This window comes from Roseateles asaccharophilus (genome assembly GCF_004362405.1).
Lineage (GTDB): Bacteria > Pseudomonadota > Gammaproteobacteria > Burkholderiales > Burkholderiaceae_C > Kinneretia > Kinneretia asaccharophila.
Genome location: NZ_SNXE01000004.1, coordinates 195762 through 208218 on the forward strand (window position 1 = coordinate 195762; position 12457 = coordinate 208218).

11 protein-coding genes and 2 riboswitches are annotated in these 12457 nt (G+C 68.3%); of the genes, 7 read left to right on the forward strand and 4 right to left on the reverse strand.

Annotated features, from left to right (window positions below):
- The first annotated feature begins 9 nt into the window (after positions 1-9).
- From DFR39_RS11060 to DFR39_RS11075, 4 genes are read left to right on the forward strand one after another with little or no spacing between them, the layout of a single operon-like run.
- Positions 10-1431: a multicopper oxidase family protein gene (locus DFR39_RS11060; RefSeq protein WP_133603613.1), complete on the forward strand. Its 1422-nt coding sequence runs from the start codon at positions 10-12 to the stop codon at positions 1429-1431.
- Between the two features lie 16 nt (positions 1432-1447).
- Positions 1448-1954: a cupredoxin domain-containing protein gene (locus tag DFR39_RS11065; protein ID WP_133603614.1), complete on the forward strand. Its 507-nt coding sequence runs from the start codon at positions 1448-1450 to the stop codon at positions 1952-1954.
- Positions 1941-2423: a DUF411 domain-containing protein gene (locus DFR39_RS11070; protein WP_133603615.1), complete on the forward strand. Its 483-nt coding sequence runs from the start codon at positions 1941-1943 to the stop codon at positions 2421-2423. The genes DFR39_RS11065 and DFR39_RS11070 overlap by 14 nt, the downstream gene beginning before the upstream one ends.
- An 8-nt stretch (positions 2424-2431) precedes the next feature.
- The gene (locus tag DFR39_RS11075) at positions 2432-2749 is read left to right on the forward strand and encodes a copper-binding protein (RefSeq protein ID WP_246030795.1); all 318 of its coding nucleotides are present in this window, start codon (positions 2432-2434) and stop codon (positions 2747-2749) included.
- A gap of 72 nt (positions 2750-2821) precedes the next feature.
- Here the strand turns inward: DFR39_RS11075 and DFR39_RS11080 are convergent, their stop codons facing one another.
- From DFR39_RS11080 to DFR39_RS11095, 4 genes are all read right to left on the reverse strand, one after another.
- Positions 2822-4321, reverse strand: coding sequence for a DegQ family serine endoprotease (locus tag DFR39_RS11080; protein ID WP_246030796.1), 1500 nt, complete (start codon positions 4319-4321; stop codon positions 2822-2824).
- A 106-nt stretch (positions 4322-4427) separates the two neighbouring features.
- Positions 4428-5753: an ATP-binding protein gene (locus tag DFR39_RS11085; protein WP_133603618.1), complete on the reverse strand. Its 1326-nt coding sequence runs from the start codon at positions 5751-5753 to the stop codon at positions 4428-4430.
- A complete protein-coding gene (locus tag DFR39_RS11090) occupies positions 5750-6409 on the reverse strand; it encodes a response regulator (RefSeq protein ID WP_133603619.1) in 660 nt (219 codons plus the stop codon). Before DFR39_RS11090 ends, DFR39_RS11085 begins: the two co-directional genes overlap by 4 nt.
- Positions 6410-6478: 69 nt before the next feature.
- The gene (locus DFR39_RS11095) at positions 6479-7441 is read right to left on the reverse strand and encodes a Bug family tripartite tricarboxylate transporter substrate binding protein (protein ID WP_133603620.1); all 963 of its coding nucleotides are present in this window, start codon (positions 7439-7441) and stop codon (positions 6479-6481) included.
- Between the two features lie 174 nt (positions 7442-7615).
- A riboswitch (glycine riboswitch) is annotated at positions 7616-7720 on the forward strand.
- Positions 7721-7729: 9 nt separating this feature from the next.
- Positions 7730-7839, forward strand: a riboswitch (glycine riboswitch).
- A 56-nt stretch (positions 7840-7895) separates the two neighbouring features.
- Here DFR39_RS11095 and gcvT point away from each other — a divergent pair.
- From gcvT to gcvP, 3 genes are all read left to right on the forward strand, one after another.
- Positions 7896-9014: a glycine cleavage system aminomethyltransferase GcvT gene (gene gcvT / locus DFR39_RS11100; RefSeq protein ID WP_133603621.1), complete on the forward strand. Its 1119-nt coding sequence runs from the start codon at positions 7896-7898 to the stop codon at positions 9012-9014.
- A gap of 51 nt (positions 9015-9065) precedes the next feature.
- The gene (gene gcvH, locus DFR39_RS11105) at positions 9066-9440 is read left to right on the forward strand and encodes a glycine cleavage system protein GcvH (protein WP_133603622.1); all 375 of its coding nucleotides are present in this window, start codon (positions 9066-9068) and stop codon (positions 9438-9440) included.
- A gap of 71 nt (positions 9441-9511) precedes the next feature.
- Complete coding sequence (gene gcvP / locus DFR39_RS11110; protein ID WP_133603623.1) at positions 9512-12397, forward strand: aminomethyl-transferring glycine dehydrogenase; 2886 nt, start codon at positions 9512-9514, stop codon at positions 12395-12397.
- Positions 12398-12457 lie beyond the last annotated feature (60 nt).

A 12457-nucleotide genomic window follows, 5' to 3' on the forward strand; every position in this document is an offset into this window, starting at 1 on the left:
AGGATCGCAATGGTTTCCCGACGTCAATTCTTCCGTGGTGCCGGCGCCGTGACGGCCGCCGTGTCCGCCGCGAGTGTCAGCAAGGTGGCCCTGGCCGCCTTGCCCGAGCCCGTGCTGCAGGCCCGGCCCGACACCATGCCCCCGCTGCTGCCCGGCACCGGGCGCCCCTATCAACCCGTGGTCACGCTCAACGGCTGGACCCTGCCCTGGCGCATGAATCAGGGCGTCAAGGAGTTTCATCTGGTGGCCGAGCCGGTGCTGCGCGAGCTGGCGCCCGGCATGAAGGCCCATCTCTGGGGCTACAACGGTCAGTCCCCCGGCCCCACCATCGAGGTGGTGGAGGGTGACCGGGTGCGCATCTTCGTCACCAACAAGCTGCCCGAGCACACCAGCATTCATTGGCATGGCCAACGCCTGCCCAATGGCATGGATGGGGTCTCGGGCCTGACGCAGAAGGCCATCGCTCCGGGCAAGACCTATGTCTACGAGTTCGTGGCACGCCGCCCCGGCACCTTTATGTACCACCCGCATGCGGATGAGATGACGCAGATGGCCATGGGCATGATGGGCTTCTGGATCACGCATCCCAAGAGCCGTCATCCCCAGATCAGCGAGGTCGACCGGGACTTCTGCTTCCTGCTCAATGCCTTCGACATCGAGCCCGGCAGCGCCACGCCCAAGATCATGACCATGCTGGACTTCAATCTCTGGTGCTGGAACAGCCGCGTCTTTCCCGGCATCGACACCCTCAACGTACGCCTGGGCGACCGGGTGCGCATACGGGTGGGCAATCTGACCATGACCAACCATCCCATCCATCTGCATGGACACGAGTTCGAGGTCACCGGCACCGATGGCGGCCCCGTGCCCCGCAGCGCGCGCTGGCCCGAGGTCACGACCGATATCGCCGTGGGGCAGATGCGCCAGATCGAGTTTCTGGCCGACGAGCCGGGCGACTGGGCCTTCCACTGCCACAAGAGCCACCACACCATGAATGCCATGGGCCATGGCGTGCCCACCATGATTGGCGTGGACCATAGCGAGGTGGTCAAGAAGATCGGCAAGCTCATTCCCGACTACATGGTCATGGGTGAGCGCGGCATGGCCGATATGGCCGAGATGGAGATGGCCCTGCCGGCCAACACCCTGCCCATGATGACCGGCCAGGGCCCCTTTGGCGGCGTGGAGATGGGCGGCATGTTCAGCGTGCTCAAGGTCCGCAAGGAACAAAAGCCCGGGGACTACAGCGACCCGGGCTGGTACCGACACCCGCGCGGCGAGGTGGCCTTCGAGTGGGCGGGCGCCCTGCGCGAACCACGCCGCTTCGCGGCCGAGGGCGGCGGCTCCATGCCCAGCCAGGCGCCCGAGGGCGCCAGCACCGAACTGCGCGCCCGCAAGCCGGGGGGCAGCGGCAACAAACACTCGCACTGAAGCCAAGGAGCAGCACATGAAACGACACACGCTGGGCGCCGCCCTGGCCATGGCCCTGCTGAGCGGGGCCAGCACGGCCGTTCTGGCTCATGGACCCGGTGGCGGCCACCATGGCGCCAGCAAGCAGGAGCAGACGGACTGGGGCATCGCGGCCGAGCGCAAGCAGGCCCAACGCAGCATCGACATCCGCATGGATGACAAGATGCGCTTCACGCCGGATCGCCTGCAGTTCAAGCTGGGCGAGACGGTGCGCCTGCGCATCCGCAACGAGGGCAAGCTAATGCATGAGTTCGTCATCGGAACCAAGAAGGAACTGGATGCGCATGCCGAGATGATGATCAAGCATCCGGGCATGGAGCATGACGAGCCCTATATGGCCCATGTGGCGCCCGGGCAGACGGGCGAGATCGTCTGGACCTTCAACCGCGCGGGCGAGTTCGACTTTGCCTGCCTGATCGCCGGCCACTACCAGGCGGGCATGGTGGGCAAGATCCTGGTGGAGGCGACTCATGGCAAGAAGTGAAACACGCCGCCGGCTGCTGCTGGGCCTGGTGGCGGCGGCCACGCCGATCTGGGCCCGGGCGCAGACCGTGCCCCTGATCGAAGTCTGGAAAGACCCCAGCTGCGGCTGCTGCAAGGACTGGGTCAGCCATGTGGAGGCCGCCGGCTTTCGCACCAAGGTTCACGATGTGGGCAATGCCGCCATGCGTCGGCGTCTGGGCATAGACAGCAAGTACGGCTCCTGCCACACCGCCGTGGTGGGCGGCTATGCGCTGGAGGGCCATGTGCCCGCCCGCGAGATCTGGCGCCTGCTGCGCGAACGTCCCAAAGCCCTGGGCCTGGCCGTTCCCGGCATGCCCATAGGCTCGCCCGGCATGGATGGGCCGGCCTATGGCGATCGCTCGGACCGCTACGAGGTGCTGCTGCTGGCCCGTGATGGCAGCGCCAGCGTGTTCCACACCTATCCCGGCACGCAGAGCAAGAAAGCATGAAGATAACGATGAACTCACAACGCTCCCTGGGCCGCGCTCTCGGCACCGTCGCGCTGCTGGCCACACTGGGCCTGTCCAGCCTGAGCGCCCTGGCCACCGAGCTGACGCCCGGCGAGGTGCGCAAGATCGATCGTGAGGCCCGCAAGATCACCCTCAGGCATGGCGAGATCCGCAATCTGGACATGCCGCCCATGACCATGGTGTTCCAGGTCCGCGACGAGAAGCAGCTTGAGCGCCTGAAGGTGGGCGACAAGGTGCTGTTCGCCGCCGAGAAAAGCGCGGGCGGCGCCTATGTGGTGACGGAGCTGCAAAGCGCCGCGCCCTGACGTGAAAAAGCCCCTCGCGAGGGGCTTTTCCTAGGAGAGCACCTAGGGGCTCGGCCGGGGGCCTGTGCCGGTTCAGCCGATGCGCACCGGCACAAAGATCTGCTGGCCGCCGCGCAGCACCAGCAGGGCCACGGACTTCTCGGCCGCGGCCACGGCCTCACGCACCTGCTCCACACTGGCCACCTTGTTGCCGTTCACGGCCAGCAGCACATCGCCGGGCTGCACGCCGGCGCGCTGGGCCGCACCGCTCACTTCCTCGACCAGCAGGCCTTCGCGCTGCTTGCCGCGCTCGCCCGGCTGCAGGGGGCGCAGGGCCAGGCCCAGCTTGCCGGTGGGGGCCTGCGCTTCGACCTCGGCCTGGGCCTGGCGCTGCTCGCTGGCGTCACCCAGGGTGGCGTTCAGCGACTCGCGCCGGCCCTGGCGCCAGACTTCCAGGCTGGCGCGCTCGCCCGGCGTGGCCTGACCCAGACGGGCGGGCAGATCGCTGGACGCGATGATGGGCTGATCGTTGAACTTCAGGATCACGTCCCCAGGCTTGAGGCCGGCCTTGTCCGCCGGGCCACCGGGCTCCACGCTGGAGACCAGGGCCCCGGCCGGGCGCTCCAGCTTGAAGGAGTCTGCGAAGGCCTGATTCACGTCCTGGATCACCACACCCAGGCGCGCATGCTGGGCACGTCCCCCCTTCTGGATCTGCTGCTGCACTCTTGTGGCCACCTCGATGGGAATGGCGAAGGAGATGCCCTGATAGCCGCCGGACTGGCTGTAGATCTGCGAGTTGATGCCCACCACCTCGCCACGCGCATTGAAGAGCGGGCCGCCCGAGTTGCCGGGATTGACGGCCACATCGGTCTGGATGAAGGGCACGAAACTGTCGTCCGGCAGGGCCCGGCCCTTGGCACTGACCACGCCGGCGCTCACGCTGTTCTCGAAGCCGAAGGGCGAGCCGATGGCCAGCACCCATTCACCCACCCGCAGCTCCTGGCTGCTGCCGAGCTTGAGCGTGGGCAGGTTCTTGGCCTCGATCTTGAGCACGGCCACATCGGTGCGCGGATCGCTGCCCAGCACCTTGGCCGGGAATTCGCGCCGGTCGGTGAGCTTGACCGTGACCTCCTGCGCGTCCTTGATCACATGGGCATTGGTCAGGATCACGCCGTCCTCGCTGACGATGAAGCCGGAGCCCTGACCGCGCACCGGCATGGAGCGCTCGCCACCCGGCTGGCCGGGAATCTGGAAGCGGCGGAAGAACTGATAGAAGGGATCGTTGGGATCCATCTCCGGCAGCGCCTGCGGCCCCCGCTGCCCGGTCTTGACGCTGCCGCTCACGCTGATATTGACCACGGCCGGGCCGTTGCGCGCCGTGATCTGGGCAAAGTCGGGCGCCAGCGCTGTGGGCAGCGGCTGGGCCGCCTGTGGAGGCGTTGTAACCACGGGCGCGGTCTGCGTGCTCAGGGCCGCGACCACGGGCGGCGCACTCTCGCCCTTGGTCAGGGCCAGGGCGCCAACGACGCCGCCCCCCAGGCCCAGCACGCCCGCGGCGGCGAGGGCCCAGACCAGTCGCTTGACGGGAACCATTTTCTCCACAACAGCCATGACAGCTCCTTTGCACTGTGTGATTGGGATGGCTCCACTGTGAGGCCCCAGACTTAGAGGGCACTTAAGCCCCCGCCGCAACATGGGGTCAGGACTTGCTGAAGACCAGGTCCACGCGCAGGCCGCCCAGGGCCTCTGAGCGCTCCAGCTGCAGCTGGGCGGCGTGGCGCTCGGCAATGGTCTTGACAATGGCCAGGCCCAGACCGCTGCCACCCGCCTGGGTCTGGGCGGCCGCGCTGCGGTAGAAGCGGTCAAACACCCGCTCTCGCTCCTCGGGCGCAATGCCCGGTCCGCTGTCCTCGATGCGCAGGCGGGCGCGCTCGCCCTCATCCAGCAGCAGCACATCGACCTTGCCGCCATCGGGGCTGTACTTGATGGCGTTGTCCAGCAGATTGCGCAGCAGCACGGCCAGGGCATCGGGCCAGCCCTTGATCTGCACCGCGTCGGCGCGCAGCAGGCCCAGGTCGATGCCGCGGGACTGGGCCGCGCCCACCTGCTCGGCCAGGACGCGACGCAGCAGCGGCTCCAGGGCCAGCGCCTGGGCCGTGCCCGTACCCGTACCCGACTCCTGGCGCGCCAGCAGGAGCAGCTGCTCCACCAGATGGCTGGCGCGCTCCACGCCAGCCGCCAGGCGCGCGCGTGCCTGGGCGCGTGCAGCTTCGTCACCGGCACGCTGCAGGCCCTCGATCTGCAGCTTGAGGGCGGTGAGGGGTGAGCGCAGCTCATGCGCCGCATCGGCCACAAAATGCTGCTGCGCCTCGAAGGCCTGGCGCATGCGCTCCAACAGGGAGTTGAGCTCGCGCACCAGGGGGCGGATTTCCACCGGCAGGCCTTGCTCGCTCACCGCCGTGAGATCCTCCGCCGCGCGTTGCGAGAGCTGGCGTCGCACCCGCTCCACGGGCGCCAGCGATTGCCGAATCACCCAGCCCACCACCAGCAGCAGCACCGGCAGCACCAGGGCAATCGGCGTGATGGTGCGCCAGGCCAGGCGGCTGGCCAGGCGCTCACGCACCGCCAGCTCCTGGGCCACCTGCACGACCTGTCCGCCCGTCTGCATGGAAAGCACGCGGTAGGCCCGGCCATCCTCGCCCATCACATCGGCAAAGCCCATGACGGCGCGCTGGGGCAGGCGGGCCCGGGGCGGCGGAGCAAACAGCTGCAGGCCGTCCAGGCTCCAGCCCTGGATGATGAGCTCCAGCTCCTCGGGCATCACATGGCGTGCCCCGGGCGTCGCACCGCTGATGGACAGCGCCGTCTGCTGCATCTGGTAGTCGAAGATGGCATCGGCCTCGGCCAGGGCGGTGCGGTAGGCCGAGACGCCCTGCAGCAGGGCCGCCAGGCAGACCGCGCCCAGCACGAAGAGCATGAGACGCCGCCTGAGCGAGGGGGCCCGGTCGCGCAGCGGCTCGCTCATTGCTTGGGCACCAGATAGCCCAGGCCGCGCACGTTCTGGATCAGACCGGCGCCCAGCTTCTTGCGCAGGCCGTGGATATAGACCTCCACCGCATTGCTGCTGATCTCGTCCTTCCAGCTGTAGAGTTTTTCCTCCAGCTGTTGACGCGAGAGCAGCAGGCCGGGCCGGGCCAGCAGGGGTTCCAGCACCGCCCATTCGCGCGCCGTCAGCTGCACCGGCTGGCCATGCACCGAGGCCTCATGCGTGGCGGGGTTCAGCACCACCCCCATATGCTCGTACACCGGCTCGGCCACCCCCTGGGCGCGACGCAGCTGGGCACGGATGCGGGCCAGCAGCTCGTCCAGCTCGAAGGGCTTGATCACATAGTCGTCCGCGCCGGCATCCAGCCCCTCGATACGCTGGGCCAGAGCGTCGCGCGCGGTGGCGATCAGCACCGGCAGACGCTGCTTGCGGGCACGCAGGGCGCGCAGCACCGACAGCCCGTCACGCTTGGGCAGGCCCAGGTCCAGCAAGAGCAGGTCGTAGCTCTGGGACTGCAGGGCGGCGTCGGCCAGTTCGCCGTCGCGCACCCAGTCCACCGCATAGCCCTCGGCGCGCAGCAGGTCCAGCAGCTGCTCGCCAATCATCGCGTCGTCTTCCACCAGCAGTAGGCGCATGCGCCTATTCTCGCCCGCGGATGAGTCCCCAGGCTTAGACCCCGCTTAAGCCGGGCGCCTTGCGGGGGCTCAGGCCTTGAGCTTGAGCATATGAACCACGACGCGGGCCGTGGTCATCTCGGACTCCACGAAGCTGCGGAAATCGCTGCCCGCGCGGTAGGCCCCCACCCAGTCATTGCGGCGCAGCAGCTCGGTCCAGTCGGGCGAACGGGCGCCACGCTCGATCAGGGCCGCCAGGGCCTGGCTCTGGGCTTCGCTGATGCCGGCCGGCGCGAAGAGGCCGCGCCAGTTCGCCAGATCCGTGTCGATGCCGCCCTCGCGCAGGGCGGGCAGACCATAGCGTGAGCGGCGCGAACTCACGGCCAGCGCCCGGATGCTGCCGGCGGCCATGGCATTGCGGAACTCGCTGTAGCCGGAGATGCCGATCTGGGCCTTGCCTTCGGTCAGGGCGCGGACCGCGTCATTGCCGCTGCTGGTGGCCAGATAGCTGTAGTTGTCGGGGTTGCCGCGGCGTGCGCGCAACATCATGCCCAGCAGCATATGGTCCACCCCGCCAGCGGAGCCCCCGACCACGGTGGCTTTGTAGTCGGGACGCCCCAGGGCCTCGGCCAGATCCTTGAGGCTGCGCAGCGGCGAGCTGGCGGGCACCGCCACCACCATGTAGTCGCTGGTCAGACCGGCGATCGGATTGAGCTGGCTGAGCTCGACCTTGGGTCGGTGCAGGGCCACGCCGCCCAGCAGCACCAGGCCACCCACCATCAGGGTATTGGGCGTGCTGGCATAGCGCTCGACGAACTGGGCCAGGCCCACGGTGCCGGCCTTGCCACCGATGTTCTCGTACTGGACGCGTTCGACCAGCTTGGCGCTTTGCAGGGCGGCGCCGAAGGCGCGCCCCGTCTGGTCCCAGCCACCGCCCGGGTTGGCGGGAATGACGATGCGCAGCTCGGGCAGGGGCTCGCTCTTCTGGGCCCAGGCGGGTGCGGTGCACAGGCCGGCCCCCGCGCCGATCAGGATTTGACGTCGTTGCAGCATGGGGTGTCTCCCTAGACTTGTTCGTGAATAGTTGGCAAAAGAGCGGCGAGTCTAGGGGCCGACTCCTGCCACGGCCGCCGCGCTCGGCACAAAGGCGCCGGGGCCGTGCAATCCTTGGCACTCTGCGACCCCACTCAAGAAGCTTGCCCGCCACCCCGCAATCCATGGCTACAATGCGCCCCGTCAGGAGAGAGCTCGCTCGCGCGAGCCGCCGAAGGCGCAGTGGCACCGGTTGATCCCACGCTGCGAACGCTCAGGCAAAAGGACTGACAAGACGCTCTGACCCGAGCGTTCCTCACTGGAGAGAGGCGGACCTCTGAGTCCGTCCACCGAAGGGGCAAGCTTCTGGCGATACGCCGGGTGCCAATCTCTCAGGTAAAGCGGACAGCGAGGGCATATCCCCCACTCCCATATCGGGAGTGGCCATCAGATGATGCCCTCGGAGTTTCTCCCCATGTCCGCCGCCGAACTTCTCAAGACCCCGCTGCACGCGCTGCACCTCGAACTCGGCGCCAAGATGGTGCCCTTCGGGGGCTACGACATGCCGGTGCAGTACCCCCTGGGGCTGATGGCCGAGCACAAGCACACCCGCGCCGCCGCGGGCCTCTTCGACGTCTCGCACATGGGCCAGGTGCGCCTGGTGGGCGCCGATGCCGCCGCCGCGCTGGAAACCCTGGTGCCGGTGGACATCGTGGACCTGGGTGTCTTCAAGCAGCGCTATGCCCTCTTCACCAATGAGCAAGGCGGCATCCTGGACGACCTGATGGTTTGCCGCCGCCCCGACGACCTCTTCGTGGTCGTCAACGCCGGCTGCAAGGCCCAGGACATTGCCCATCTGCAGGCCAAGATCGGCGGCCGCTGCGAGGTCATCCCCATGCCCGAGCAGGCCCTGCTGGCCCTGCAGGGCCCCGAGGCCGTGACCGTGCTCTCGCGCCTGAACCCGGGCGTGGCCCAGCTCACCTTCATGACCGGCGGCTTCTTCGAGTTGGACGGCATTCCCACCTTCCTGACCCGCTCCGGCTACACCGGCGAGGACGGCTACGAGATCTCGGTCCACCAGGACCAGGCCGAGGCCCTGGCCCGCAAGCTGCTGGCCCACGCCGAGGTCAAGCCCATCGGCCTGGGTGCGCGCGACTCGCTGCGCCTGGAAGCCGGTCTGTGCCTCTACGGCCATGACATCGACACCGGCACCACGCCCGTGGAAGCCAGCCTGACCTGGGCCATCCAGAAGGTGCGCCGCGCCGGTGGCGCGCGCGCCGGCGGCTACCCCGGTGCCGCCGTGATCGACCAGCAGCTGGCCGAGGGCGCCGCCCGCAAGCGCGTGGGCCTGCTCAGCAGCGAACGCATGCCGGTGCGCGAGGGCGCCAAGCTGGTGGATGCCAGCGGCGCCGAGGTCGGCGTGGTCACCAGCGGCACCGTGGGCCCCACCGTGGGCAAGCCGGTGGCCCTGGCCTATGTGGCCAAGGAACACGCCGCCCTGGGCACCGAGCTCTTCGCCCTGGTCCGCGACAAGCGCACGCCCATGACCGTGAGCGCCACGCCCTTCACGCCCAACCGTTACTACCGCGGCTGATCCCGGCCCGGCCTCATTTCAGCCCACCTCTTTTTTGCACGGAGCCTCCCCATGAGCATCAAGTACACCCCCGACCACGAATGGGTCCAGATCGAAGCCGACGGCGTCGTCACCGTGGGCATCACGGTCCATGCGCAGGACGCCCTGGGTGATGTGGTCTTCGTGGACCTGCCCGAGGTGGGCAAGAGCTTTGCCGCCAAGGAGGTGGCCGGCGTGGTGGAGTCCGTGAAGGCCGCCGCCGATGTGTACATGCCCGTCAGCGGCGAGATCACCGAGGTCAACGAAGAGCTGCGCAACGACCCGGCCCTGGCCAATAGCGACCCGCTCAAGGCCGGCTGGTTCTTCAAGGTCAAGCTGGCCAACCCGGCCGAGCTGGACGGCCTGATGGACGCCACCGCCTACGACGAGCTGGTCAAGAACAGCTGATCCATTCCGCCGACCCAGTGTCGCGAAAACGGGCACAGCGGGTGCCCGTTGTTGTATCCCGAGGAACTCCCATGTTGATGTCTGCGCACCCGTCCCTGTCCGAGCTGGAAAACGCCGCCGAATTCCAGGCCCGTCATATCGGCCCCGATGCCGCCGATGAGGCAGCCATGCTGTCCGTGATCGGCCAGGCCTCGCGCCGCGCCCTCATCGAGGCGGTGGTGCCGGCCAGCATCAAGCGCAGCGTGGGCATGGACCTGCCGGCCGCGCTGAGCGAGGCCCAGGCCCTGGCCGAGCTCAAGACCGTGGCCCAGCAGAACCAGCTGCTCAAGAGCTTCATCGGCCAGGGCTACTACGGCACGCTGACGCCCGGCGTCATCCTGCGCAACATCCTCGAGAACCCCGCCTGGTACACCGCCTACACGCCCTACCAGGCCGAGATTTCCCAGGGCCGCATGGAAGCCCTGGTGAACTTCCAGACCATGGTCACCGACCTGACGGGCATGGCCATCGCCAACGCCTCCATGCTGGACGAGGCCACCGCCGCCGCCGAGGCCATGACCCTGGCCGCCCGCGTGGGCAAGAGCAAGAGCCAGGTCTTCTTCGTGGCCGACGATGTGCTGCCGCAGACCCTGGAAGTGATCCGCACCCGCGCCGAGCCCCTGGGCATCACGGTGCAGGTGGGTCGCGCCGAAGACGCCGGCAAGACGGAGTGCTTCGCGGCCCTGGTCCAGTACCCGGGCGTGAATGGCGAGATCCGCTCGCTGCAGACTATTGCCGACGCGGTGCACGCCCATGGCGGCCTGCTGATTGCCGCGGCCGATCTGCTGGCCCTGACCCTGATCAAGGCCCCGGGCGAGCAAGGCGCCGACATCGCCGTGGGCACGACCCAGCGCTTCGGCATGCCCATGGGCAATGGCGGCCCGCACGCCGCCTATATGGCCTGCAAGGACGAGTTCAAGCGCAGCCTGCCCGGCCGCCTGGTGGGCGTGAGCGTGGACAGCCACGGCAAGCCCGCCTACCGCCTGGCCCTGCAGACCCGTGAGCAGCACATCCGCCGCGAGAAGGCCACTTCCAATATCTGTACCGCCCAGGTGCTGCCGGCCGTCGTGGCCAGCATGTACGCGGTCTACCACGGCCCGCAAGGCCTCAAGCGCATTGCCCAGCGCGTGGCCAGCTACACCGCCATCCTGGCCAAGCTGCTGGGTGAGCGTGTAGCCAACCGCAGCGCCTTCGACACCCTGGAAGTGAAGACCGGCGCCGACACCGCGGCCGTGCTGGCCGCCGCCGTGGCCGCGGGCATGAACTTCCGCCGCGCTAGCGAGACCAGCGTCTCCATCTCGCTGGACGAGACCAGCACCCGCGCCGACCTGCTGGCCGTGCTGGCCGTGTTCGGCATTCGCAAGCAGTTGGCCGATCTGGCCGAGTTCGACAAGGGCATCGCCGCCCTGATCCCGGCCGAGCTGGTGCGCGTCAGCGCCTATCTGAGCCACCCGGTCTTCAACACCCACCACTCCGAGACCGAGATGCTGCGCTATATCCGCGCCCTCTCGGACAAGGACCTGGCCCTGGACCGCAGCATGATCCCGCTGGGCTCCTGCACCATGAAGCTGAACGCGACCAGCGAGATGATCCCCATCACCTGGCCCGAGTTCGCCCACATCCACCCCTTTGCCCCGCGCGAGCAGCTCAAGGGCTATGAGCTGCTGAACGAGCAGCTCACCGCGTGGCTGTGCCAGGCCACGGGTTATGCCGGCATCAGCCTGCAGCCCAATGCCGGCTCGCAGGGCGAGTACGCCGGCCTGCTGGCCATCAAGGCCTATCACGAGTCGCGCGGCGAAGGCCATCGCAAGATCTGCCTGATCCCCGAATCTGCCCACGGCACCAACCCCGCCTCGGCCCAGATGGTGGGCATGCAGGTGGTGGTGACCAAGTGCGACAAGGAAGGCAATATCGACCTGGCCGACCTCAAGGCCAAGTGCGAGCAGCACAGCGACAAGCTGGCGGCCATCATGATCACCTACCCCTCCACCTATGGCGTGTTCGACACCCATGTGAAGGAGATCTGCGCCCTGGTGAAGAGCCATGGCGGCCGTGTGTATGTGGACGGCGCGAACATGAATGCCCTGGTGGGCGTGGCAGCGCCCGGCGAGTTCGGCGGCGATGTCTCGCACCTGAACCTGCACAAGACCTTCTGCATCCCGCACGGCGGTGGCGGCCCGGGCGTGGGCCCGGTCTGCGTGGTGGCCGATCTGGTGCCCTTCCTGCCGGCGCACCGCTCGGCCGGCATCGGCGTCGCCAGCAATATCGGCGCCGTCTCGGCCGCCCCCCTGGGCAATGCCGCGGTGCTGCCCATCAGCTGGATGTATGTGCGCATGATGGGCGCCGAGGGCCTGACGGCCGCCACCGAGGTGGCCATCCTCTCGGCCAACTATGTGGCCGCCCGCCTCTCGGAGCACTACGACATCCACTTCAGCGGCAATATCGCCGGCGTGAAGGGCGGTGGCGTGGCCCATGAGTGCATCCTGGACCTGCGCCCGCTCAAGGACACGAGCGGCGTGAGCGCCGAGGACGTGGCCAAGCGCTTGATCGACTACGGTTTCCACGCGCCCACCCTCTCCTTCCCGGTGGCCGGCACCCTGATGGTGGAGCCCACCGAGAGCGAGTCCAAGTTCGAGCTGGACCGCTTCTGCGACGCCATGATCGCCATCCGCGGCGAGATCGCCAAGGTGGAGAGCGGCGCCTGGACCCGCGAGGACAACCCCCTGGTCAACGCCCCGCACACCGCCGAGAGCCTGCTCAAGAGCGAGTGGACGCATGGCTACGGCCGCGACGAAGCCGCCTACCCGGTGGCCTCGCTGCGCCAGCAGAAGTACTGGGTGCCGGTGGGCCGCGTGGACAATGTCTACGGCGACCGCAACCTGTTCTGCTCCTGCGTGCCCCTGTCCGAGTATCAGTAAGCCCCTCGCCCGGCCCATCATCCGTCACACCGGGCCGGGCTGTCCCCCGAGGGGACGCAA